This window comes from Formivibrio sp. oc-25, from assembly GCF_055810895.1.
This window is the reverse complement of the sequence record NZ_JBVVOL010000001.1, coordinates 166,688-191,972: the sequence shown is the minus strand read 5'-3', so window position 1 is coordinate 191,972 and position 25,285 is coordinate 166,688. Positions and strand designations below refer to the sequence as shown.

The 25,285-nt window shown below is 59.2% G+C and carries 22 protein-coding genes; 6 read left to right on the top strand and 16 right to left on the bottom strand.

The features are described from left to right. Positions 1 to 85: 85 nt before the first annotated feature. From ppc to glyQ, 15 genes are all read right to left on the bottom strand, one after another. Positions 86 to 2,848: a phosphoenolpyruvate carboxylase gene (gene ppc / locus AC0KVQ_RS01025; RefSeq protein WP_473419236.1), complete on the bottom strand. Its 2,763-nt coding sequence runs from the start codon at positions 2,846 to 2,848 to the stop codon at positions 86 to 88. Positions 2,849 to 2,955: 107 nt separating this feature from the next. Continuing rightward, positions 2,956 to 4,464, bottom strand: a complete 1,509-nt coding sequence (gene ubiB, locus AC0KVQ_RS01020) for a ubiquinone biosynthesis regulatory protein kinase UbiB (protein ID WP_473419235.1) — start codon at positions 4,462 to 4,464, stop codon at positions 2,956 to 2,958. 75 nt (positions 4,465 to 4,539) lie between these two features. Continuing rightward, positions 4,540 to 6,591, bottom strand: coding sequence for a diguanylate cyclase domain-containing protein (locus AC0KVQ_RS01015; RefSeq protein ID WP_473419234.1), 2,052 nt, complete (start codon positions 6,589 to 6,591; stop codon positions 4,540 to 4,542). Between the two features lie 139 nt (positions 6,592 to 6,730). Then, positions 6,731 to 8,257, bottom strand: coding sequence for a tripartite tricarboxylate transporter permease (locus tag AC0KVQ_RS01010; RefSeq protein ID WP_473419233.1), 1,527 nt, complete (start codon positions 8,255 to 8,257; stop codon positions 6,731 to 6,733). 39 nt (positions 8,258 to 8,296) lie between these two features. Beyond that, a complete protein-coding gene (locus AC0KVQ_RS01005; protein WP_473419232.1) occupies positions 8,297 to 8,761 on the bottom strand; it encodes a tripartite tricarboxylate transporter TctB family protein in 465 nt (154 codons plus the stop codon). 156 nt (positions 8,762 to 8,917) lie between these two features. Further along, positions 8,918 to 9,883, bottom strand: a complete 966-nt coding sequence (locus AC0KVQ_RS01000) for a Bug family tripartite tricarboxylate transporter substrate binding protein (protein WP_473419231.1) — start codon at positions 9,881 to 9,883, stop codon at positions 8,918 to 8,920. Positions 9,884 to 10,190: 307 nt separating this feature from the next. Then, positions 10,191 to 10,742: a ubiquinone biosynthesis accessory factor UbiJ gene (locus tag AC0KVQ_RS00995; protein WP_473419230.1), complete on the bottom strand. Its 552-nt coding sequence runs from the start codon at positions 10,740 to 10,742 to the stop codon at positions 10,191 to 10,193. Further along, on the bottom strand, positions 10,739 to 11,476 hold the full coding sequence (ubiE, locus tag AC0KVQ_RS00990) for a bifunctional demethylmenaquinone methyltransferase/2-methoxy-6-polyprenyl-1,4-benzoquinol methylase UbiE (protein WP_473419229.1): 738 nt from the start codon (positions 11,474 to 11,476) through the stop codon (positions 10,739 to 10,741). Before ubiE ends, AC0KVQ_RS00995 begins: the two co-directional genes overlap by 4 nt. Next, on the bottom strand, positions 11,473 to 11,859 hold the full coding sequence (locus AC0KVQ_RS00985) for a gamma-butyrobetaine hydroxylase family protein (protein ID WP_473419228.1): 387 nt from the start codon (positions 11,857 to 11,859) through the stop codon (positions 11,473 to 11,475). Before AC0KVQ_RS00985 ends, ubiE begins: the two co-directional genes overlap by 4 nt. Before the next feature lie 60 nt (positions 11,860 to 11,919). Then, positions 11,920 to 12,606 (bottom strand): M48 family metallopeptidase, encoded by a 687-nt coding sequence (locus AC0KVQ_RS00980; protein ID WP_473419227.1) that lies wholly within the window; start codon positions 12,604 to 12,606, stop codon positions 11,920 to 11,922. Next, on the bottom strand, positions 12,603 to 13,343 hold the full coding sequence (locus tag AC0KVQ_RS00975; RefSeq protein ID WP_473419226.1) for a lysophospholipid acyltransferase family protein: 741 nt from the start codon (positions 13,341 to 13,343) through the stop codon (positions 12,603 to 12,605). The genes AC0KVQ_RS00980 and AC0KVQ_RS00975 overlap by 4 nt, the downstream gene beginning before the upstream one ends. Further along, a complete protein-coding gene (gmhB, locus tag AC0KVQ_RS00970) occupies positions 13,340 to 13,903 on the bottom strand; it encodes a D-glycero-beta-D-manno-heptose 1,7-bisphosphate 7-phosphatase (protein WP_473419316.1) in 564 nt (187 codons plus the stop codon). Before gmhB ends, AC0KVQ_RS00975 begins: the two co-directional genes overlap by 4 nt. 84 nt (positions 13,904 to 13,987) lie before the next feature. Further along, a complete protein-coding gene (gene glyS, locus AC0KVQ_RS00965; protein WP_473419225.1) occupies positions 13,988 to 16,048 on the bottom strand; it encodes a glycine--tRNA ligase subunit beta in 2,061 nt (686 codons plus the stop codon). 11 nt (positions 16,049 to 16,059) lie between these two features. After that, on the bottom strand, positions 16,060 to 16,542 hold the full coding sequence (locus AC0KVQ_RS00960) for a surface-adhesin E family protein (protein WP_473419224.1): 483 nt from the start codon (positions 16,540 to 16,542) through the stop codon (positions 16,060 to 16,062). Positions 16,543 to 16,559: 17 nt separating this feature from the next. Further along, entirely contained in the window at positions 16,560 to 17,453 is an 894-nt protein-coding gene (gene glyQ / locus AC0KVQ_RS00955; protein WP_473419223.1) for a glycine--tRNA ligase subunit alpha, read from the bottom strand. 206 nt (positions 17,454 to 17,659) lie between these two features. Here glyQ and AC0KVQ_RS00950 point away from each other — a divergent pair, with 206 nt between their 5' ends. From AC0KVQ_RS00950 to AC0KVQ_RS00925, 6 genes are all read left to right on the top strand, one after another. Then, positions 17,660 to 19,564: a transglycosylase SLT domain-containing protein gene (locus tag AC0KVQ_RS00950; protein ID WP_473419222.1), complete on the top strand. Its 1,905-nt coding sequence runs from the start codon at positions 17,660 to 17,662 to the stop codon at positions 19,562 to 19,564. Between the two features lie 65 nt (positions 19,565 to 19,629). Continuing rightward, positions 19,630 to 19,875, top strand: a complete 246-nt coding sequence (locus AC0KVQ_RS00945) for an RNA-binding protein (RefSeq protein ID WP_473419221.1) — start codon at positions 19,630 to 19,632, stop codon at positions 19,873 to 19,875. Between the two features lie 21 nt (positions 19,876 to 19,896). After that, positions 19,897 to 20,895 (top strand): 2-hydroxyacid dehydrogenase, encoded by a 999-nt coding sequence (locus tag AC0KVQ_RS00940; protein WP_473419220.1) that lies wholly within the window; start codon positions 19,897 to 19,899, stop codon positions 20,893 to 20,895. Between the two features lie 9 nt (positions 20,896 to 20,904). Next, positions 20,905 to 23,253, top strand: a complete 2,349-nt coding sequence (locus AC0KVQ_RS00935; RefSeq protein ID WP_473419219.1) for an ATP-binding protein — start codon at positions 20,905 to 20,907, stop codon at positions 23,251 to 23,253. Further along, complete coding sequence (locus AC0KVQ_RS00930) at positions 23,243 to 23,857, top strand: response regulator transcription factor (protein ID WP_473419218.1); 615 nt, start codon at positions 23,243 to 23,245, stop codon at positions 23,855 to 23,857. The genes AC0KVQ_RS00935 and AC0KVQ_RS00930 overlap by 11 nt, the downstream gene beginning before the upstream one ends. Positions 23,858 to 23,870: 13 nt before the next feature. Further along, a complete protein-coding gene (locus AC0KVQ_RS00925) occupies positions 23,871 to 24,554 on the top strand; it encodes a nitroreductase (RefSeq protein WP_473419217.1) in 684 nt (227 codons plus the stop codon). On the opposite strand, the gene AC0KVQ_RS00920 is transcribed toward AC0KVQ_RS00925, so the two are convergent. Continuing rightward, complete coding sequence (locus AC0KVQ_RS00920; protein ID WP_473419216.1) at positions 24,535 to 25,245, bottom strand: response regulator; 711 nt, start codon at positions 25,243 to 25,245, stop codon at positions 24,535 to 24,537. The two genes, AC0KVQ_RS00925 and AC0KVQ_RS00920, sit on opposite strands and share 20 nt — an antisense overlap. Between the last annotated feature and the right edge of the window lie 40 nt (positions 25,246 to 25,285).

Sequence of the window (25,285 nt, the reverse complement as noted above, 5' to 3'; positions counted from 1 at the left end):
ATTGCACGCAGGGTTTGCCATTCCAGAAAAACGGGCAGCCTCAGGCTGCCCGTTTGTTATTGATCAGCGCCATGTATCGACCGGATCAACCGCTGTTGCGCAGTCCGGCTGCCACCCCATTGATGGTCAGATGCACCGCATGCTGCACTTCTTCGCTGGCATCGCCAGCCCGCAGACGCTTGAGCAGATCCACCTGCAGGTTGTTGAGCGTATCCAGATACGGCAAGCGGTTGATCAGTGCGCGCTGCAGGACCGGGTTATCCGCCAGGAGCGAAGGATTGCCGGTAATCGCCAGCACAGCATCCTGGGTCTTTTGCCATTCCTGACGGATGCGGCCGAAGATGCGGTTCGCCACCGACTGATCCTGCACCAGATCGGCATAGCGCCTTGCGATCTCGATATCCGACTTGGCCAGCACCATTTCCATGTTCGAAATGGTCGAACGGAAGAACGGCCATTCGCGATAGAACTCGCGCAGGGTGGCCAGCCCATCCTCGCCGGATTGTTCCAGGTATTCGCTGATCGCGGTGCCGAAGCCAAACCAGCCCGGCAACATCAGGCGACACTGCGACCAGGAAAATACCCAGGGAATCGCACGCAGGTCGGCGATCGAATTGGTGCTCTTGCGCGCAGACGGACGCGAGCCGATGTTGAGATTGGGAATCTCGTTGATCGGGGTGGCTTCGCGGAAATAGGTAATGAAATCCGGGGTGGCATAAACCAGATCACGATAGGCCTGATAAGCACGCAACGACAACTGCTCCAGCAGCGCGTGGCGTTCCGGCGTATCGAGCGATTTCACTTCCTCGGACGGGAAGCTCGCCTCCAGCGTGGCGGCAACCAGGATTTCCAGGTTGCGCCGCCCAACTTCGCGGTCGGCGTATTTGGATGCGATCACCTCGCCCTGTTCGGTGATACGGATCTGGCCATTCACGGTACCGGCCGGCTGCGCCAGAATCGCATCATAGGCCGGGCCGCCACCGCGACCGACCGTGCCGCCGCGACCATGGAACAGGCGCATCTTGATACCTGCTTCCTCGAAAATCTGCACCAGCGTCATTTCCGCCTTGTACAGCTCCCAGTTGGAGGTCAGGTACCCGCCATCCTTGTTCGAATCCGAATAGCCGAGCATCACCTCCTGCACCTTGTCGCGGCAGGCCAGCATCTGGCGCCACTGCGGCAGGGCGAACAGCTCGGTCATGATCTTGCCGCAACCGCGCAAGTCGCCGATGGTTTCGAACAGCGGGATGATATTGATGCGGCTGCGCGGCTGCGGCGTGATCTGCACCAGCCCGACTTCATTCATCAGCACCGCCACTTCGAGCAGATCGGACACCGAATTGCAGTTGGAAATGATGTAGTTCGGCAGCACGGCATCGCCATAGCGATCCTGGATTTCGCGTGCGGCGCGGAAGATATCGAGTTCCTTGCGGGTCTCCTCGCTGTAGTTCAGATCCGGGCAGAACAGGGGCCGTGGGCTGACCAACTCGCGCAGCAGCACGATACGGCGCGAAGCCTCGTCCAGCGCCATGTAGTCTTCCAGGCCAGCCTTGTCGAACAGCTCGGCGATGATCTTCTCGTGCATGCCCGAATACTGGCGCATATCCACCGGCGCCATATGGAAGCCAAAGATGCTGACTGCACGCTGCAACTGGCGCAAACGGCCATTGGCCAGCTTTTCCGCACCATGCGCCTTGAGCGACTGGGCGATGATCGCCAGATCATCGGACAACTCACGCGCATTGGCATACGGCGCCACGTCGAATTCCTGATGCAAGCGATGATGGTAGGTACCGATCTTCACTGCGGTCGCAAAGATGCGCACCCGCACTGCGCTCACGGCCAGGCGATAGGGCTCTTCGATCCGGCGCTCCAGATCCGCATCGCGCGGGGCCTGTTCCGCCAAGCGCATCAGCGATTGGTCCACCTGGACGAGGCGCACCGACATCGACAGTTCGTTTTCCAGCTTCAAACACTGCTGATAGTAATAATCCAGCACCACGCCAGCCTGGCGCGATACCGCGTGCCGCAACACATCGGCGGTCACGAACGGATTGCCATCGCGATCGCCACCGATCCAGCTGCCCACCTGAATGAAATCCGGTAACACGATGTCTGAATCCATCATGGTCGAGATGCGATCTTCCAGATCGATGCACAGACGCGGCAATTCCGGCAGGAAGGTCTTGCGGAAATACGCCACGCCATTTTCGATTTCATCGCGCACGGTCAGCTTGGAAACGCGGATTTCACGCGTTTGCCACAACGCCTGCAGCGCACATTCCAAGGCGGCCTGGTTTTCAGCCTTCTCTTCCGGCGTCATGCGCGTGCGATCGCGTTCGATCAGCAACTCGGATACCTCGCGGTTCCAGTCCAGCATGGTCTTGCGTTTGACTTCAGTCGGATGCGCGGTCAACACCGGTGCGATCAGGGTTTCACTCAGCAAGTCGAGCATGTCGCGCGCACTCACCCCCCGCGCGGTCAGATCGGCGATGGCCGCCTCGATGCTGCCAACCTGCGGCGCGCCTTCATTCATGCGCAGGATGCGATGCCGGCGGTTGTGATGCATGTCTTCAGCGATGTTCGACAAATGCGAGAAATAACTGAATGCACGTACCACGGCGATGGCAGTCGGTACATCCAGTGCGGAGAGCGATTGCGCAAGCTCGGCACCGGCATGGGCTTCGCCCTGCACATAGGACAGCGCCAGCGCGCGAATCGATTCGATCTGCTCGGCCGTGGCATTGCCGGCTTGTTCACGAATGGTGTTGGCCAGCAATTGCGCCAGCAATTCAATATCCTGCTGCAGCGGCAGGTCGGTATCAGCCAGTGAGTCGAAATCAGCCATGTCGGTTCCGCAGTGTATGTATGTGTTATTTATTGGGGAAAACCCTTTGATTCTAACCAAGAATTGCTCTCGTTTGACCCTCTTCTACCAGTTATTTGTTACGCAGCTCACCACAACAGCAATGCCATCAGCGCCAGCAGCCCGGCAATCAGCCCGAGCCAGGCATTGCGCCGTTTCTGCTCACGCAACAATCCTTCATAGCCCCTGAGCAGAATCGGCAGTGGATCACGATTGATCAGCTCATTGAGGCGTCGTGGCAGGCTCGGCAGCATGGCAGCCCATTGCGGCGCTTCGCGCTGCAGGTTTTTCAATACCCCGCGCCAGCCTATCTGCTCGTTCATCCAGCGCTCGAGAAACGGCTTGGCGGTTTGCCACAGATCGAGTTCGGGATCAAGCTGGCGCCCCAGCCCTTCGATATTGAGCAGGGTCTTTTGCAGCAACACCAGCTGCGGCTGGATTTCAACATTGAAGCGGCGCGAGACATCAAACAAGCGCATCAGCACCATGCCAAACGAAATCTGCGCCAGTGGCTTGTTGAAAAAGGGTTCGCACACGGTGCGCACGGCCGAGGCCAGCGCTTCGGGGCGGGTATCGGCCGGCACCCAGCCGCATTCGATGTGTGCCGTAGCCACGCGCAGGTAATCGCGATTGAAGAACGCGAGGAAATTGATGGCGAGATACTGTTTGTCGAACTCGGACAGCGTACCGACGATGCCGAAATCCAGCGCGATGTATTGCCCCTGTGGCGTCACGAAAATATTGCCCGGATGCATGTCGGCATGAAAGAAACCATGCTGGAAAACCTGGGTAAAGAATATCTCGACGCCATTTTTGGCGAGCTGCGGCAAATCCACCCCGGCAGATCGCAGCGCCTCGACCTGGCTGACCGGCAGCCCTTCCATCCACTCCAGCACCAGCACTTCGCGTGCGCAGTAATCGTAGAACACCTCGGGCACGAGCAGAATGTCTGAGCCGGCAAAATTGCGGCGCAATTGCGAGGCATTGGCAGCCTCGAACATCAGATCAAGTTCGTCATGCAGGTATTTGTCGAATTCGGCCACGACTTCGCGCGGCCGCAGGCGGCGGCCATCGGCAAACAGTTTTTCCACCCATACGGCCAGGATGCGCAGCAAGGCCAGATCGCTCTCGATCACCGGCAGGATGTCCGGGCGCAACACCTTGACCGCCACACGCCGGCCATTATGCAACTCGGCGTAATGCACCTGCGCCACCGAAGCAGAGGCAACCGGTTCGCGCTCGAAGCGGGCAAACAATTCCCCGATCGGGCGATGCAGTTGTTTTTCGATCACGGCCACAGCAACGTCAGCCGGAAACGGCGGTACACGATCCTGCAACTTGGCCAGCTCATCGGCCAGATCCTGCGGCAACAAGTCGCGCCGGGTCGAGAGCACCTGCCCGAACTTCACGAAGATCGGCCCCAGCGCCTCCAGCGCCAGGCGCAAGCGCTGCGCACGCGGCGCCTGCAACCGGCGCCAGCACATGAGTGCGCGTACCAGCGGGCGCACGATCCGGAAGCGTTCATGACCCAGCAGGAATTCATCCAGACCATACTGGGCCACTACGCGCAGAATCTTGAACAGACGGAAGATATGCATGACGAGGGAAAATGACGAGATGCCCCGATTATCGCAACTTTCGGCCGGACGTGGGCGCCGGCATACGATGACATCTCAATCCGCAACCATGCTGTAGCAGTTACGCCCTTTGGCCTTGGCTGCATACATGGCCCGATCGGCCTGCTTGAGCAGCAGCAAGTCATTTTCGGCATCCTGCGGATAGAACGCGATACCGACACTGGCAGAGATGAAAGTATCCTGTCCTTCAATCATGAACGGCATGGCCAGAATGCGGGTAATGGCCATAGCCACGCTCACGGCACGTTCGCGGTCGCGCATGTCCGCCAGGATCGCCGTGAATTCGTCTCCGCCCAGACGGGCAACCGTATCGGTTTCACGCAGGCAGCTGCGGATACGCTCACCGGCCTCGATCAGCAGCTGATCACCACAATCATGGCCAAAGGCATCGTTGACTTCCTTGAAGTGATCGAGATCGATAAAGAACAGCGCCAAGTTCTGTCCAGCACGCGCAGCCTTCTTGATTTCATGCTGCAAACGATCGCGGAACAGGCGTCGGTTGGGCAAGCCGGTCAGCATGTCGTAATTGGCCTGGCGCCAGATCAGCTCGTCGGAGCGCTTGCGCTCGGTGATGTCGGAAAACAGTGCAAATCGCCACTGTACTTCGCCTTTGTGATTGCGCAGGGTATTCACCGTCATCCACAACGCGATTTCCTGGCCATCCTTGCAGCAGTTCCAGATCTCGCCCTCCCAGTGGCCATATTCTTCCACCGCCTGCCAGAGTGAGCGATACAGCGATGGTGCATTGCGGGCCGAGCCCAGTTCGCTCGGATCGTGGCCAATCACATCTTCGGCTTCATAACCCAGCAAGGCCGTAAAAGCCGGATTGACGGAAATGATGCGGTTCTGCGCATCCACCACCAGAATACCTTCGCTGCATGCTTCAAAAATGGAAGCGGCCAGGCGCAGGCGGGTTTCCAGCTCCTTGCGTTCGGTCGTGTCGATCAGCGTCATGAGCAGGCCACTGATGCCGCCACCGGGCAAACGCATCGGCGCGATCTGGCTGATGGTCCACACCTGTTTGCCATCCGGCCAGACGTAGCGGTATTCCACCGAACTCACCACGCCATAAGACAATGACTGGGAACGGGCCTGCCGCACCTTGGCCAGATCATCCGGATGAATATGGTGCCACCAGCCGTCATCGAGTGCGTCGCTCGCCCCGATGCCGGCGATGTCGGTGAATTTGTGATTGGTATAGACACAACGCCCGCGAGCATCCATTTCCAGCACGCCGACCGACGTGGCATTGAGCAAAGTCCGGTAATGTCCCTGGCAATTCTGCAAGGAACCCTCTATCCGGCAACGATCGGAAATATCGAGCCATTCCGGCAGCAGGTAGCGCACCTCGCCCGCCTGATCTCGGACTGGACGCAGCGTAAAATCCACCTCCAGCATTTCCCCGCAAACGGCAAGATGCGTAGCCGGAAAACCGCTGGCCAGCCCCTGCTGTGCCAGCATGACGGCTTCACGGATTTGGGCTTGCAGCGCCGCATCATGCTGCCACCACAGGGTCTCCCAGAAATAATGCCCCTGCACATCCGCAAGCGTGGCCCCGATCACATTCAAGGCAGCCTGATTGGCATCCAGCACACGGCCATCCGGATCGAGCATGCCCAGGAAGATCAGCGACGAATCGAATACGGCATTGAACTTGAGCTCGGCATCATGCAGGGCCTGCAAGATCATGCGCGCACCCACCAGATGCCGGATTCCCAGACGCCGGCAAAAATCTTCTTCAGTCAGAATGCCTTGCGCCAAACCGTTGGCATCGGTGACCAGCAAGATGCCCTGCGAGGATTCAACCAGACAATGCAATGCTGCCTGCCAGTCCGCTCCGGCAGGCAATGCCGGCAGCGCAAGCAGGCCAAGCTGACCAACGCGCATGGTCGGATCCATCCCCTGCTGCCAGGCATTCAGCATGTTTGAGGACGTCAAAATCCCGACGGGCTTTTGCCCATCAAGTACAACCAGCCGCTCCACATGCGTCTGCGTGAGCAGCGCACTGGCATCGGCCAGCGTATCACTGACATCCAGACTGGGAACCGGCGGATGAGCCAGCTCCAGCAAGCTCGGGAATTGCAGCACGATAACCTCCCGGCCGACCCGACGACCAAACCTTACTCTTTCACCTTACGACAAGGCCTGACTGATTGCATTCGACTAAAAAAGCAAAGGGCCGACGAACGTCAGCCCTTGCATGATTGGAGAATCACGACTCCACAATCTATTCCGGCGCACCTTCGGCATCGGTCAGCTTCGCCTCAGTCAGCCGCTTTTCTATGCGCTTGTGGTTCCATACCGAAGCGATCAGGAAAGCCACGCCCAGCAGCATCAGGCCCACCGCAATCGGCCGGCTGAACAGGATATGCCAATCGCCGCCGGAAACCACCATGGAGCGGCGCAGATTGGATTCCGCCATCGGCCCCAGAATCAGCGCCAGCAGGATCGGCGAGAGCGGATAGTGATAGCGCTGCATCAGATAGCCGATCACGCCAAAGCCGATGGTCAGATACACGTCAAACACGTTTTGGCGCATGGCATACGAGCCCACCAGCGACAACACGAAAATGATCGGGATCAGGATTTCCTTCTGCACGCCGATGATACGGGCAAAGAATCGTACGCCCACAGCGCCGACGATCAGCATCGCGATATTGGCGATGATCATTGAGGCAAATACGTTGTACACAACATCCAGATGCTCCTTGTACAACAATGGGCCGGGCTGCAATCCCTGGATCACGAACGCGCCCAGCAGTACCGCCGTCACCGCATCGCCAGGAACCCCCAGCGACAGCAGCGGAATCATCGCACCGCCGGAACAGGCGTTATTAGAGGATTCGGTCGCAGCCACCCCTTCCACCAGCCCGGTACCGAATTTTTCCGGATGCCTGGATGAACGCTTGGCCTCGGCATAGGAAACGAAAGCTGCGATATCCCCACCCGCACCCGGCACCGCACCGACACCGGTACCGATCAGGCTGGACTTGATGATATTGGGCAGAGAAGTCTTGATATCAGCCCAGCTTGGAAAATACTGGCCGATTTTTGCCTTGATACGCTCGGTCACCCCCATCTTTTCGATATTGGAAAACAACTCCGCCACCGCAAACAGACCGATCAGGGTCGGAATGAATGAAGGACCTTCCATCAGATCCATCTGGCCGAAAATAAAACGCGGAAATCCGGAAATCGGGTCCATGCCGATCGTGGCCAGCAAAAGTCCGAAGAATCCGGACATGATGCCCTTGACGATGGAAGTACCAGAGATCGAAATGATCACCGACAGCCCAAACAGGGCCAGGGCAAAGTATTCGACATAGCTGAATTCCAGTGCGACACCTGCCACGAACGGCGACAGGAAAGTCATGATCAGCGCGCCGATCATGCCGCCACAAAACGAGGCAAACAGCGCCATGGCAAGCGCACGCCCGGCCTCACCACGCTGCCCCATCGGGTAGCCTTCCAGCACAGTAGCTGCAGCAGCCGGGGTTCCGGGAGTACGCAAAAGAATCGCCGAAATCGACCCGCCATACATGCCGCCGCAATAAATCCCGAGCAGCATGGCCAGACTCTCGATCGGCGGCCGTCCAAACGTAAACGGCACCAGAAGCGCCACACCCATGGTGGCGGTCAAGCCCGGCAGGGCACCAATTGTGATTCCGCCCGTCACGCCCATGAATACTGCCAGCATCACATGCCAGTCGAACAGAACATTGCCAAAACTGTGCAGAAACAATCCGTAATCCATGATTCAAGCTTCCTGAAAATGTCTATGCGGCATGCGCGATTACAGCCAGGCACTCAATACACCCATTGGCATGGAAAGCTTGAGCAATTTGGCAAAGACCAGCCATACCCCGAACGTCGTGCCGAGCGAAGTGCCAAGAACGAGCAAAGGCTGGCGTTTACCGAGCAGCAGCATGATGCCCGCCACGAGCAAAAGGGTGCCGATCGGGTAACCCAAGGGATCGAGCAGTGCGGTATACAGAATGATGGCAAGCAGTGAAACCAGCGCGCGTTGTATGCCTTGATCGCGCAGGCGAATCGGCTCGGCCGCACCCTTGCTTTTGCCCAGCAAGGCATAGATGATCAGGATGCCACTGAAAATGATCAGGCCCGTGGCCAACAATTCAGGGAAGAATGCCGGACCAATCTTCATGATATGGTCCTCAGGCATGTTGCTACCCTCATAAATGACGTAGGCACCCAGGGCAATGCCCAACCCTCCGCCGATCAAATCTGCGATCTTCACGATTCCCCCTGCTTTGCATGTTGTTGGTTTGGCTACTGAGAACCTGTTCACGATCTTGCTGCGAAGCCATGATCGTGAACAAGCTCTGAGAAATTGTTCTGCGAAAACACGATGAGGCAAGCCACTGACTTGCCTCATCGTTTGTCGGCTTAAGGCTTACTTCTTGGCCAGACCGATACTCTTCATTACAGCGGAAACATCGGCGTAGTTCTGTGCCAGAAATTTGCCGAAGTCATCGGCACCCAGATAGGCCGGGTTGAGCGAAGTCTTCTTCAGGAAATCCTGGAATTCCGGTGTTTCCATCGCCTTCTTGAAGGAATCGGCCAGCTTGGCCTTCACGTCAGCCGGTACACCCTTGGGCACGCCCAGGCCACGCCAGGTATGGAACTGCACATCCACGCCCTGCTCCTTGAAGGTCGGCACATTCGGGAAGATTTCATCGCGCTTGCTGTCCATCACGCCCAGAACCTTGAGATTTCCGGCCTGCACCTGTGCCCGGACTTCCGGAATCGATACCGCAACCGCCTTCAGGTGACCACCTACCAGCGCGGTTACCGCTGGCGCAGCGCCATCGAACGGCACATGCTTGACCTGGATACCGGTCTTGTCAGCCACCAGACCAGCGGCAATATGCCAGACCGAGCCGGGAGCCGAGTTGCCAATGGTAATTTCGCCCGGATGTGCCTTGGCGTATTCCACGAACTCCTTCACCGTGTTGTAGGGCGCATCCTTTTTGACAGTCAGTGCGGCAGGATCGGCATTCACCCGCATCAGCGGATCAAATGCCTTGTAATCAAACGGGATCAGGCCTTGTGGCGGCAGAGAGTTAAGTTCGAAGGTAATCATGCCGACGGTGTACCCGTCCGGCTTGGCTGCACGGATGGCGTTGTGGCCAATGGCACCGGCACCGCCAGTCTGGTTGACGACCGTCACCGTCTGGCCCAGGAATTTTTCGGCTTCCTTGGCCAAGGCACGCAACAGCACATCGGTACCACCACCCGGAGCCCATGGGCAAATTACGGTAATCGGCTTGCTGGGAAATCCCGTTTCGGCCAGAGTCGGCACAGCGGTCAGGCCAATTGCAGTTGCAAGCATGCCAAGCAGCAGATTTCTGCGTTTCATCGATCAAACTCCTCTTCTTCGCCTTGTTTTAAAGGGCGCGAACTACAACCACCGGGGAGGGAAATCAGCCATAGTCCGCGCACTGCCTTGCACTGTAGGAGTTTACAGCGCCAATGGCAAGCCAGAATCTAGGTAATGTTGTCAGACCAATACAATTACAAATAAGCATGTATTCTCGAGAAAAATCCCACTATTATCGACAATCCACCTCAAGAAACACTTCAATCGGGTAAAAAAATGCCGCCAGATTGATCTCATGGCGGCAATTGGTCAGATCAGTTTGCAGGAAATGTATTTTCCGGATGGGTTACTCCAAGCGTGCCAGTCGCTTTTCCAGCCGGGCAATGTCATCGCGCAAGCCATCGACCTGTACCAGCCAGCGTTCAACTTCCTCCTGCCTTGGCAATAGCAATGCCTCATCCCGCCAGTATTCGGCATAGCTCTGTAGCAGGCGGCCACTCAAGGCCGCAGGAATGCTGCCCGCCTTGCCAGCCAGGCGAACCAGGCGGTGCGCTACGGCATCCCCCAGCCAGGTCGACAACTCTTCTTCCGCATCCCAGTTCAGATCCGCGAGCGCATGTCCGACCTTGCCGCCAAGCTCGTCATCGCCATGCAATATGATCCGGCGTGCCGCGGCAGCGGGGTCATTGGCACGCAAGGCAAAAAAGGCCAGCGGCAGCTGCAGGGTGGCCTCCGGCGGTGCAACCGTTTCACCAAGCCGGCCATCATCGGTCAGCACCAGTGTAGCCTTGAACAGCGGCGTTTCAATGCGGACATTGCGGCCGGCCATTTGCGCCAAAGCCGCACGTGCCTGTGGCGAATGGGCCAAGGCACGATTGAGCAGCACGGCGAGCATCACAGCTTGACGCCCTTGTGCAGCGCCACAACGCCGGCACTCAGGTTGAAATATTCAACGCGGCTGAATCCGGCATCGCCCATCATCTGCTTCAAGGTTTCCTGATCCGGGTGCATGCGGATCGATTCAGCCAGGTACTGGTAGGATTCGGCATCATCGGTCACCAGCTTGCCCATGAAGGGCAGCACCTTGAACGAATACAGGTCATAGGCCGGCTTGAGCGGCGCCCAGACCTTGGAAAATTCCAGCACCAGCAAACGCCCGCCCGGCTTGAGCACACGCTGCATTTCCTTGAGCGCCAGATCCTTGTGCGTCATGTTGCGCAAGCCAAACGCCACCGAAACGATATCGAAATAATTGTCGGGGAATGGCAGTTTTTCCGCATCGCACTGCGCCACCGGCAAAACCCGCCCCTCGTCGAGCAGGCGATCGCGCCCCACGCTCAGCATCGAACTGTTGATGTCCGTCAGCCAGACTTCACCGCCAGGCCCGACCTTTTCCGAAAAGGCGCGCGAAAGATCGCCGGTTCCGCCGGCAATATCCAGCACGCGATTGCCCGGGCGCACGCCGCTGATTTCAATCGTAAAAAACTTCCAGATGCGATGCAGGCCTGCCGACATCAGGTCATTCATCACATCGTATTTTTGCGCCACGGAATGGAAAACATCCGCAACCTTCTGCGCCTTTTCGCCTTCCTTGACGGTCTTGAATCCAAAATGGGTGGTTGAATCGCTCATGATGCCTTCCTTGCTTCGCGCGAAGCGCCTGCGGCCTGCAATCGCGCCAGATAATCCTGCCAGTTATGCGACTGCTGGCGGCCAAGTTCGTAGAGATAATCCCAGGAATAGATGCCCGAATCGTGGCCATCACTGAAGACCAGGCGAACCGCATAGTGGCCGACCGGCTCGATAGCCAAAACATTGACATTGCGCTTGCCGACCTGCAGCACCTCCTGGCCCGGGCCATGGCCGCGCACTTCGGCGGACGGGCTGAACACACGCAAATACTCGCACGGCAAGACAAACTGCTTGCCATCCGAATAGCTCAGACTCACCTCACGCGCAGTCTGATCCAGCGCAATCTCGGTCGGTACGGGGGTATTTTCGGATAAACCAGCCATCACATCATCCGGGTTGGGGAAACACAGAACATGATAGCAGGGCGAGGCCCGGGCGGGAGACTACCAGCCCATCAAGCGCTCGCCATGCTGCTTGAGCCAGTCACGCCGCACAGGCCAATCCGGGCAATATTTTTCGACAATGGCCCAGAAACGCGAAGAGTGATTGAGCTCGGCCAGATGCGCAAGCTCGTGGATCACCACATAGTCGATCACGGCCGCTGGCGCCTGCATCAGGCGCCAGTTCAGGCGCAATCCCCCTGCCGCCGAGCAACTGCCCCAGCGTCCGCGTGCCGACGACAGTGCCAGACGACGGGGGATCAAGGCCATGCGTTCGCTCCAGTGCGCCACACGCTCGCTGAAATGAATGCGCGCCGCGCGCTGGTAGAAGCGCGTCAGGGCCAAGGTCAGTGCATCCGGTGCATCGTTGGCGGCAAGAAACAGGTTCTCGCCGTCCAGGCGCGTGCGGGCACTGCCAGCCTGCAGCCGTTTGTGCTCGCCCAGCCAAAGCACAGGCGCGCCATGCGCCAATCCCTGCGGCGCAGGTTGCGATGCCTGTTGCGCGAGCTTGCTCAAAATCCATGGAAGTTTTTGCCGGATGGCTCGCTCTGCCTCACGCTCGGGCAAGCGCAGCGGCAAGGTGACAACCAGGCCATCCCGGGTAATTTTCAGCCCGATGCTGCGACGCTCACTGCGCTTGAGCCGATACGCCAGCGTCAGCTCATCCAGCCGCAGCGCGCGTGAAATCATGACTGTGCGTTGCGAGGGTAATGCGGGCCGCGTACTTCGATCTTGTCCATTTCTGCCTCGATCCAGCTTTCCACTTCCGCCGTGATCTCATGCGGGGTGCGGCCAGCCGTTTCGATTGGCTTGCCGATCACTACCGTGATCTCTCCTGGCCATTTCAGGAAGGAATTGCGCGGCCAGAATTCGCCGGAATTGAGTGCCACCGGCACGATAGGAATGCCGACATCCACGGCCAGGCGCGCGCCACCATGTTTGTACTGGCCGCGCTTGCCCGGCGCCACGCGCGTACCTTCGGGGAAAATCACGATCCAGAAACCTTTGGCGACACGATCACGGCCCTGCTCCATCAGCAGCTTCTGTGCGCTGGCGCGGTTACTGCGATCAATTGCAATCGGCGACAAGGTTGCCAGCGCCCAACCAAAGAACGGCAACTTGAGCAACTCGCGCTTGAGCACCCAGACCTGCGGCGGGAACAGCACCTGCAGCGCCATGGTCTCCCAGGCCGACTGGTGCTTGCACATGATCATGGCCGGCCCTTGCGGGATGTTTTCCTGGCCGATCACGCGATAACCCAGGCCGCAGGTCAGCTTGAGCCACGGAATCATGAATTTGGCCCAGCGCGAAATCACCGCATAACGGAACAGGGGCGGCAGTGGACGAATCAGGATACCTGCGAGGGTAAACAGCGGCGTGACCAGAATGATCGCCAACCAGAAAAATACGGAACGTAACCAGATCATTGCGGTGTTTGACCCTTGTCGGCCTCGCGAGCCAGCAGGAAAGCCGCCACGGCGGCCAGGTTGTTGAAAATCAGCGTATTGGCCGGCAAGCCGCCCTTGGCCTCGGTTTCGCGGCCTTTGCCGGTGCGCACCAGAATCGGCAAGCCATCGACGACCGCCACGGCTTCCAGATCACGCTTTGAATCCCCGACCATGATCAGTTGCATGGTGTTCATGCGGTAACGGCGTGCAATTTCGCGCAGCAGGCCCGGCTTGGGCTTGCGGCAGTCACACTCGTCCTGCGGGGCGTGCGGGCAGAAAAAAACCGCGCTGATATGGCCGCCGGCATTGGCCACGGCACGATGCATCTTGGCATGAATGCGGTTGAGCATTTCAAACGTGATCATGCCACGCCCCACCGCCGACTGATTGGATGCCACCACAATGGTCCAGCCCGCCCGCGATAATTCGGCGATGGCCTCCAGGCTGCCTGTAATGGGCTGCCATTCCTCGGGTGACTTGATGTAGTCAGGACTGTCTTCGTTGATCACACCATCGCGATCGAGCACCAGCAATTTCATCGTCATGCTCCAGGTCCGGCACGAAAAGCATCCGGACAGTTCCGAAACCTCGGAAACTGCCCGGCACACATCATGACAGGAACGTTATTCAGCCAGCAGCGAGAGCTCTGCCACGCGATTCATCAGATCAGCCAACGCAGCCAGCAGCGCCAAGCGGTTGCCGCGCACTGCCAGGTCATCAGCCATAACCATCACCGAATCGAAGAAGGCATCGACTGGCGCCTTGAAAGCTGCCAGCGCCTTGAGCGCACCGGTGAAATCGCCCGACTTGAGCAGGCTTTCCACATGAGGCGCCAACTGCACGTACTGGACATGCAAGGCAGTCTCGGCCGCCTCGGCCAACAGTGCAGTATCGATGGCGGGAATAGCACCATCAACCTTCTTCAGGATATTGCGGATACGCTTGTTCGCTGCGACCAGCGCAGTCGCTTCCGGCAAGGCCTTGAACGCGGCCACGGCCGACAGACGCACCAGCACGTCATCCAGCCGCTTGGGCCGGTGTGAAAGTACGGCATCGATATCGGCCATCGGATAATCGGCCGCCAGATAGTTTTTCAGGCGCTCGATCATGAAATCAAACACGCCCTCGACCGTCCCTTCCTTGATCACGCCCGCCGGGAAAGTGGCGGCAGTGGCCATCAGCAGCGAATGCAGGTCCAGCGGCAAGCCGAGCAGCATGCGCAGCACGCCCAGCGCGGCACGGCGCAGCGCAAACGGATCCTTGTCGCCAGTCGGGATCAGGCCAATGCCGTAGATACCAACGATGGTTTCCAGCTTGTCGGCCAGCGCCACGGCTGTCGCCACCGGGCCCACCGGCAGGCTATCGCCGGCAAAGCGCGGGTGGTAATGACCTTCGATCGCCACCGCCACCTCTTCAGCCTCGCCATCGTGGCGGGCATAGTACATGCCCATGATGCCCTGCAACTCGGGGAATTCGCCCACCATGTCGGTCAGCAGGTCGGCCTTGGCCAGGAAAGCAGCACGCTCGGCCAGGGCCTTGGCAGCACCCAGCGCCGGGCCGATTTCACCAGCCAGTTTTTGCAGGCGCTGCACACGCTCCAATTGCGAACCGATCTTGTTGTGGTAAACCACGAGACCCAGCTTGGCTACGCGGCCTTCCAGCGGTGTTTTCTGATCCTGTTCGAAGAAGAACTTGGCATCGCTCAAACGCGCACGCAGCACGCGGGCATTGCCCTGGATGATGTGCGACGGGTCAGCGGTTTCCAGATTGGATACCACCAGGAACTTGGGCAACAGCTTGCCGGCTTCATCCAGCAACGGGAAATATTTCTGGTGCTGCTGCATGGAAAGGATCAGGCATTCCTGCGGCACCTTGAGGAAGTCGGCACTGAATTCGCCCACATAAACCACCGGCCATTCGACCAGTGCAGTCACTTCATCCAGCAGACCTTCCGAAGGGGCAATGCGCGCATTCTGCGCCTCGGCAGCAGCAGCCAGCTGTTCCTCGATCAGATGACGGCGACCGGCAAAATTGGCCACCACCCGGCCCTGTTCGTAGAGCTTGCCGGCATATTCATCAGCGTGGGCGAGCGTGATCTCGCCTTGCGACAGGAAGCGGTGGCCGAGCGTGGTACGGCCGGCCTCCAAATGCAGCACACGGGCAGCCACGACATCCGCGCCATGCAAAACGGTCAGGCGATGCACCGGGCGGATGAACTGGCCATCACGATCGCCCCAGCGCATCATCTTCGGCGCCGGCAATTTTTTCAGCGCGGCTTCAATGATGCCGGACAGCACATTGACCAGCGACTCGCCCGGCTTGGTGGAACGGAAGATGAAAACTTCCTGCTTGCCGTCCGAACCTTTTTCGAGCTGTTCGGCTGCCACGCCACAGGAACGGGCAAAACCGAGCAAAGCCGGTGTTGGCTGGCCATCCTTGAAACCGGCAGCAACAGCAGGCCCCTTGCGTTCGATCTGCTGCTCCGGCTGCACCGCCATCACACCCGGAATCGACACAGCCAGGCGGCGCGGGCTGGCAAAGCTCGCATATTCAGCATCCTTGGCCACAAAGCCCAGCTTGGCCAGTTCATCAAAAATGCCAGCAGAAAACGCCGCGCCAAGCCGTACCAGCGCCTTGGGCGGGAGTTCTTCGGTCAACAGTTCAATCAGCAGGGTCGGATTCATTTCGGCTTGTCTCATTTCTTGTTGGCGGCAGCTTTGTCCGCCTCAATCTTGCAGATCTGGCGCATGAAATCTGCGCCATACGTATTTTCCGCGGGCGAGGAGAATTCCCATTGATAGCCGGGCACATCGTAACGCACCACGACCGCGTCGTTTTCATCAGTCATTTCCACGGCCACGCCCGCCATGCGGCCACTCTGGCATTCGATGGCCTGGCGCATGTACTTCTTTCGATATTTGGCTTTGGACACGCCATCAACCTGATCGGCATTGAAGTTCTGCACCATCCAGACATACACATACTTGTCGTCCGGGAAAGCGCTGTTGCGCGAGATCGAATCCATGTTCACCAGCACATCGAAATCCGGCATGGTGCCGTAGCGGCGCCATTCGCCCTTTTTCGGGGCGGGATCTGCCGGTTTGCCGGACTCATAACCGATCTTGTCGCCACAGGCCGCCAGCAAAGGCAGGAGCATCAACAACAGCAGTGTTCGCATCGACTTCCCTCCGGAAATCAGCCTTCCACCTTGCACATCGGGAAGCCGAGCTTTTCGCGGCTGTCGTAATACGACTGCGCCACCTGGCGTGCCAGCGCGCGCACCCGGCCGATGTAGGCTGCCCGCTCGGTTACCGAGATTGCCCCGCGCGCATCCAGCAGGTTGAAAGTGTGCGAGCACTTCATCACCATCTCGAAGCCTGGCAGCGCCAGACCGGCTTCCATCAGGCGCTTGGCTTCGCCTTCGAAATCGTTGAACAGTCGGAACAACAGTTCGACATTGGAATGCTCGAAGTTGTAGGTCGATTGTTCGACTTCATTCTGGTGGTAGATGTCGCCGTAGGTCACTTTCTGGCCGTTCGGATACACGGTCCAGGTCAGGTCATAGACGTTTTCCACGCCTTGCAGATACATGGCCAGGCGCTCGACACCGTAAGTAATTTCGCCCAGCACCGGCTTGCAATCAAGGCCGCCCACCTGCTGGAAATAGGTGAATTGCGTGACTTCCATGCCATTGAGCCAGACTTCCCATCCTAGGCCCCAGGCACCCAGCGTCGGCGATTCCCAGTCATCCTCGACAAACCGGATGTCATGCACGGTCGGATCAATACCAAGCTCCTTGAGCGAGCCGAGGTAGAGTTCCTGGATATTGTCGGGCGACGGTTTCAGCACCACCTGATACTGGTAATAGTGCTGCAGGCGGTTCGGGTTCTCGCCATAGCGGCCATCCTTGGGGCGGCGCGATGGCTGCACATAGGCGGCATTCCAGGGCTCGGGACCGAGTGCGCGCAAGAAGGTGGCGGTGTGAAAAGTACCCGCTCCGACTTCGATGTCGTAGGGCTGCAGCAAGGCGCAACCTTGCTTGGCCCAGTAATTCTGGAGAGTAAGCAGAACTTCCTGAAAGGTAGGCATATGGTCAATCTCCGCCGGATTCATCCGGCGCGGTTGCGCGCAGATGCCGCACGCCGGCACGCAAATGCGCAGTTACACGAAACCAGAGATTTTACTGCCTTTTGCGCCGCAGGGGTAATCGGCACAAGCGCCACGGCCCTGCGCCCCGCATGACAGCGCCTGATAGCTCGTTTATCCTGCCTGCTCAGATACACCTTGCCGCCACCATGAAAAAGCTCCTGTGCACCCTTCTGGCCTGCGTTGCCGTGCAAGCGCACGCACGTGTTGATCTCGATACGCTGCTGACCGCCGCCCGCAATCGCGACCAGCCCAAACTGAACCAGCTGAAAGAAGCGGCCCGGGGCGACGTGCTGGAAGTGTATGTCCACTACCACTGGCTGTCGGCCCAGATCAGAACCGTGGGCGGCAACGAGGTGCAATCCTTTCTAAGCCGTTATGGCAATACCCACCTGGCCGATCGCGTGCGCAGCGAATGGCTCAACGAGCTTGGCCGCCGCCAGGACTGGGCTGGCTACCTGGCCGAATACGGCAAATACAGTACGCCATCGATCGAACAACGCTGTCTCTACGCCCAGGCAGCCCTCACGCTCAACCAGAACGTGGAAGTGGCACTGGCCAGCTCGCGCCCGGCCTGGTTCAGCGGCAAGGCACAACCGGAAACCTGCACGCCGGTATTCGATGCGCTGTTCGCGCAAAACCAGCTGCAGGCTGACGATGCCTGGGCCCGCATCCGCCTGGCACTTGCCGCCAACAATGTTGATCTGGCCGCGGCCATCGCCAAACGGACCAGCGAAGCCGAAGCGCTGAGCTTGCGCGAACTTGCCAACCTGCAAACCCAGCCCGAAGCGGGCTGGCCCAGACTCCAGCAAACACGTGCCGAGCAGGAAAAAGCCCTGTTTGCCATCACCCGCCTCGCCCGCTCCTCCCCGGAAAAAGCGGCTGCCCTCTTGCAAACCAGCCAGACCGACTGGCCGGTGGACAATCGGGAACAGGCCTGGCGCACGATTGCATTGTGGGCCGCCAAGAAACATCTGCCGCAAGCCAGCGCATGGTTCGCGCTCGCCAATAATCAGGCTGGCGAGGAAGAACATCGCGCCTGGTCGATTCGTGCCGCATTGCGCATCGGCGACTGGGGCAAAGTACTGAGCCGTATCGAAGCACTGCCTGCAACAGAGCGCGAGCTGTCGGCCTGGCGTTACTGGCGTGCCTACGCGCTGCGCGAACTCGGCCAGCCACAGGCTGCCATCCAGGCATTCATTGCTGTCGCAGACGAAGAGGATTTCTACGGCCTGCTTGCACGCGAAGAACTCGGCACGCGGCTGGAACCCGCCAGCGTGCAATACCGCCCCAGCGAAGATGAAATACGCCAGATTGCACGACTGCCCGAAGTCCGGCGGGCGCAAGCACTGTTCGAGCAGAACTGGCGACTGGAAGCCACGCGGGAGTGGGGCTGGGCACTGCGAGGACAAAACGACCAGTTACTGCTGGCCGCAGCCGAATATGCGCGCCAGCAAGGCTGGTATGATCGCGCAATCTACGCCGCCGAACGCAGCCAGCAGCTGGATAATTTCGCCCTGCGCTATCTGGCCCCGTTTCGGGATGTGGTTGAAAAATATGCCGAAAACGAAGGCCTGGAACCTGCCTGGGTCTACGGTCTGATGCGTCAGGAAAGCCGCTTTGTGGCCGATATCAAATCACGGGTCGGCGCCAGCGGCCTGATGCAACTGATGCCGGCTACCGCCAAATGGGTGGCAGGCAAGCTCGGCTGGAAGAAATTCAACCCGGACAGCGTCACTGATATCGAAGTCAATGTGGCACTGGGTAGCCGCTATCTGGCAGATGTGTGGAAACAACTCTCAAGCAGCCAGGTGCTGGCCAGCGCCGGTTACAACGCCGGACCCAACCGGGCACGTGCCTGGCAAGGTGAAACCGCCATGGCTGCCGCCATTTACATCGAAAATATCCCGTTCGACGAAACCCGCATCTATGTCAAACGCGTGATGGCCAATGCCACGCATTACGCGCAACTGTTTGGCAAGGGTGAAACTTCGATCAAAACACGCATTGGCACCATTGCGCCGCGTGGGGGAAACATTCCCGACCTGCCCTGAGCGGCAACGGCCGGCGGGCATTCGCGCTAGAATGTGCGCCTTAGCTCTTCACAACTGCCAGACCGATGCAACTGACACTAGACAATCTGCCGCCCGACGTCACCGCCGACAGCCTGCAGGCATTGCTTGCCGAGCTGGGCATTCCTGCACCACGGGAGCTGGTGATTGCGCCAGGTCTGCGCAACAAGCCTTCTGCGCTGCTTTCACTGGATGTCGAACATGCCGACATGGAAGCCATCGTCAAACTGCTTGACGGTCGTTATTGGCAAGGGCATGTCATGCACGCCAGCCACACTGCACTCTTTCGCTAAACTGATTTCAAGGGATTTCTCATGCGCATCGCCGTATTCGACAGCAAACGCTATGACCGTGCTGCCCTGACCAAGGCCAACACGGAATTCGGCCACAAACTCGAATTCTTCGAAGACCGGCTCAACCGCAGCACCGTACCGCTGGCCGCCGGTTTCGATGCGGTCTGCCCGTTCGTGAATGACCGTGTCGATGCCGCCACGATCGAGGAACTGGCTCGGCTCGGTGTCAAGCTGATCACCTTGCGTTCGGCCGGTTTCAACTCGGTGGACATCAATGCCGCAGCCCAGCATGGCATCAAGGTCATGCGTGTACCCGCCTACTCGCCCGAAGGCGTGGCAGAGCACGTGTTTGCCCTGCTGCTCACGCTGGTACGGCGCACGCATCGTGCCTATGTGCGCGTACGCGACGGCAACTTTTCGCTGGAAGGCCTGGTCGGCTTCAACCTGCATGGCCGCACCTTTGGCGTGGTCGGCGCCGGCAAGATCGGTATCGCCACCTTGCGGATCGCCAGGGGCTTCGGCATGAAGCTGCTCGCCTATGACCGCACCCCGGACAATCCCTACGTGACAGAACTGGGTGGCGAGAACGTTTCGCTCGAGGAACTGCTCGAACGCGCGGACATCGTATCGCTGCACACCCCGCTGACAGCAGAAACGCACCACATGATCAATGCCGATGTCCTGTTCCGCATGAAGCGCGGCTCCGTGATCATCAATACCAGTCGTGGCGGCCTGATCGATACCGAATCCCTGCTGGTTGCGCTGAAAGCCGGCCAGATCGGCGGTGTGGGGCTGGACGTTTACGAACGCGAAGAAGGCATCTTTTTCGAGGATCTCTCCTACACCGCGCTGCAGGATGATCTGTTGGCACGGCTGACAACCTTCCCGAACGTGGTGATCACTTCGCACCAGGGCTTCCTGACGGAAGAGGCACTGACCAATATCGCCGAAACGGTATTGGCCAATGCCACCACCTTCGAGCAGGGCGCACCGCTGATCAACGAAGTCCTGCCCACCTGATACAGACACATGGCCAAGGTATACCGGCGAAAATTTCGTATCCCGCGACTGAAAAAGCCGCAGTTCGAAGGCATTTCGCCGCGTGCCTCGCATTGGCTCCTGATCCTGCCCAGCCTGGCGGCGGCGGTATTCGCACTCGCGTTCGTGATCTTTCTGGCGCAGAGCGTGCGCAGCGAACGCGAACGCAATACCGTTCAACTGGATCAGGATCTGCTGTGGCTGAAACAGGCGCTGCGCATCCAGATCGCCGGTGACCAGCGCGAACTGGAAACCCTGTCTGCCATTCTCGCGGGTCAAGGCCTGGGCGCGGCCGACTATATCGGTCGCAGTCTGTCGCTGCTGCAGAACAACCCGGAAGTCATCGGCCTGGAATACGTCGATGAAACCGGCCAGGTGCGCTGGCGCAGCCCGAACTCCACCATACCCGGCCGCCCTAGAATCGCCCATCCAGCCATTTCCATCGCCCGCGAGCAAACTGCCGAGCGCGATCAAACCGTGCTGACCCGCCTGATTCAGGACGAGCACGGCAATCACCTGCTGGCTTTGGTAACACCGGTCAAACTGGTATACGGTGGTCGGCACGACCTGATTGCCTGGATTTCGCTGCGCACGATGCTGCAGCAGCGCACCCCCTGGTGGATCAGCCAGCGCTATGAAATCAGCCTCCTGGCCGGTGATGGCCTGGTCATTGCCTCGCGCTATGACCGTCGCCAGGATCACCTGGAATTCAGCCGCATCGTCAGCCTGGAGTTGCCGCCGACCGGCCTGCAGCTTTCCGCCGCCCCCTATCCGATCGAACGCGGCTGGCAGTTTGTCCTGACGATTTCGCTCGCGACGCTCGCCTTGCTGATGATTCTGTCCACCTGGGCGCTGCGCCAGCATGTGCGCGGCCGCCAGAAAGCCGAAGCCCAGTTGCGCCAGGAAACCGCCATGCGTCAGGCGATCGAAAATTCGCTGGTCACCGGTATCCTGGCCATGGATAGCAGCGGGCGCATCCTTTATGCCAACCGCGCCTTCTGCGAAATGATCGACTGGCCGGTCGAGGAACTGATCGACCAGTTGCCGCCCAAGTGTTATTGGCCGCCCGAGGACATGGCGCGCAGCCAGGCGGTGCAGGACGCCATTCTGTCGGGCCAGCTCGATGCCAATGGTTTTCAGCTCCGGCTGATGCGCCGCAACGGTGAGCGTTTCGATGTGCGCACCTATGTCGCCCCGCTGGTCGATGACGAGGGTCAGCATACGGGGTGGGTCTGCTCGGTCTACGACATCACCGAACTGCAGCATGAACGCGAAGCACTGCAGGCGGCACATGAACGCTTCATCACCGTGCTCAATGGCCTGGACAGCGCAGTTTCCGTCAGCAATTCGCAAAATGGCGAACTGCTGCTGACCAACGCCCACTTCGACCGGGCATTTGGCCTGCCGGCCGATCGCGGCCAGTGCTGCGTGGCACCATTCTTTCCGCGCCGGGGCTGGCGGCCACTTGATGCCGAATGGTTCGATCCCTATCGCAATCGCTGGTATCACGTGCAAAGCCGGCATAGCATCTGGGTCGATGGCTCGGTGGTCTGGCTGGATACTGCCGTCGATATCACCGCGCGCAAGGATGCGGCCGAACACGAGCGCCTGCAGAATGAACAGATGCAGCAGACCGCGCGTCTGGTCAGCATGGGGGAAATGGCCTCCAGCCTGGCACATGAGCTGAACCAGCCACTCGCGGCGATCAACAGCTATGCCTCGGGCTGCCGCAACCTGCTGTCGCAGGCACAACCCAACCTGCGCCAGCTCGATCAGGCCATCACCAAGATGAGCGAACAGGCCAAGCGCGCCGGGCAGATCATCCGTGGCATCCGCGAATTCGTGCAGCGCCAGGCACCGCATCGCCACAGCTGCCAGATCGGGGATCTGCTCAATACCGTGCAAAGTCTGCTCAAGTCCGAACTGCAGAAAAACCGGGTCAAGCTCTCGATCGAACTCGACCCCGGCTTGCCGCCGCTGTTTGCCGATGCCGTCATGCTGGAACAGGTGATTTTCAACCTGATGCGCAACGCCATCGAAGCCATGCAGGCCACGCCCGTCGACAAGCGTTCGCTGCATGTGCGGTTAACGCGCGACAATGAACAGCTGCGTGCGATCATTGCCGATCGCGGCACTGGCATTGCGCCGGAACAACTGGAACAATTATTCAAACCGTTCTACACCACCAAGGTCACCGGGATGGGCATGGGGCTCAACATCTGTCGCTCCATCATCGAACACCATCAAGGCAGGCTGTGGGTAGAACCCAATCCCGGCGGCGGATGCCGGTTTATTTTCACCGTGCCTTTCAGCGAGGAACACCAAGCTCATGAACCCTGAACGCCGCATAGGCATCATTGACGATGACGAGGCGCTGCGCGATGCGCTTTCCTGGCTTTTTTCCACCCGCAATCATCAGGTCAGCACCTTTGCCGATGCCGAAACCTTTCTGGCCAGCTACCAGCCCGATGATTTCGGCTGCCTGCTGATGGATGTGCGCATGCCGGGCATGAGCGGCCTGGAAGCCTTTAGCCGCCTCAAGGAACAAGCCTACTGCCCGCCGGTCGTTTTCCTGACCGGCCATGGCGATGTGCCGATGGCCGTTGGCGCGCTCAAGCAAGGCGCCACCGATTTCGTGGAAAAGCCGTTCGCCGACAACGATATCGTCGATCTGGTCGAGCGCTGCCTGGCTGAAGATGCCGAGCGGCGGCGCTCGTTTGCCACGCGCGAATCGGTACAGTCACGGCTGGCACAACTGACCCCGCGCGAAACGGAAGTGATGAAGCTGATTCTGGTCGGCCGCCTCAACAAGCAGATTGCCGATGACCTGTCGATCAGCATGAAGACGGTTGAAGTCCATCGTGCCCGCACGCTGGAAAAAATGCAGGTCAAGACCGCCATGGAACTGGCCGCACTGCTGCGCGATGCCGGCATCGAAGTCTGACGCCGGCGTGCCCGTGAACACCCCTGCCCTGGCAGCGCTGGATGCCATCCGTTCGCGCCGCTCGATCCGCAGCTTCCTGCCCGATCCGGTAACGCGCGAAACGCTGCTGGAACTGCTGGATCTGGCGGCCTGCGCGCCAAGCGGTGTGAATTCGCAGCCATGGAAAGTGCATGTACTGACCGGCGAGCGCAAAACAGCGGTCAGTCAGGCCATTCTGGCGGAATTTGAACAGCCGACTTTCGCGCATAAAGGCGAATATGCCTACTACCCGGCGCAGTGGGTGGAACCCTATCTGTCACGCCGGCGCCAGACCGGGTTGGCGCTGTATGGCCTGCTACGGATCGGCAAGGAAGACAAGGTGGCGATGCAGGCACAATGGGCGCGCAACTTCAGTTTTTTCGATGCGCCGGTCGGACTGGTCTTCACCGTGGACAAGATCATGGGCCAGGGCAGCCTGATCGATTACGGCGGATTCCTGCAAACCCTGATGATCGCGGCGCGCGCGTACGGGCTGGATACCTGCGTGCAGGCTGCCTTCTGCGAATACCATCCGATCCTGCATCGCGAGCTGGATATCCCTGAGAGCGAGATGATCGTCTGCGGCATGTCGCTCGGCGTTGCCGACCCGCAAGCTGTCGTCAATCGCCTGCAGTTAAGCCGCGAACCGGCCGAGCGGTTTACTCGGTTCCACGGATGATCACGCCATCGCTGACGAAACGGTAGCCTACGCCGTATACCGTCTGGATCGGATCGAATCCCGGCTGGATGGATTCAATCTTGGCGCGAACCTTGCGCACATGGCTATCTATGGTGCGGTCGGTCACTTGCCGGCCATCCGGGTAGATTTCGGTGATCAGCTGGGTCCGCGTATACAGCCGTCCGCAAGCCTGCGCCAGCATGCGCAACAATCGATATTCAATCGCCGTCAGTCGAATGTCGCAGCCTGCCAGCACAGCACGCCAGGCACGATCGTCAAACTGCATGTGCATGCGCTTAGGCGCGACCACCTCCGGGCGGCTCATGCCGGCACGGCGCAGCACTGTCTTGACGCGCGCCACGACTTCGCGCGGACTGAACGGTTTGCAGATGTAATCGTCCGCACCATGTTCCAGCCCCAGCAGACGATCGACCACATCGACGCGCGCTGAAACCATGATGATCGGCAGATTCGAATAGCGCCGCACTTCCCGGCACACATCCAGCCCCATCTTGCCGGGCAGGGACTGGTCAAGCAGCATGAGTCTGGGCGTGTGCCGATCCAGCCAGGCTGAAACATCATCGCCGCGCGAAAGCCAGGCTGTCTCAAACCCTTCGGACTGCAAGTGCGTACACAAGGCATTCGCCAACTCTGCCTCGTCTTCCACGACAAGTACCGGTCTGTTGTTCATATCCCGCTCAACCATTCTCTGCATCAAAAGAAATCCAAGA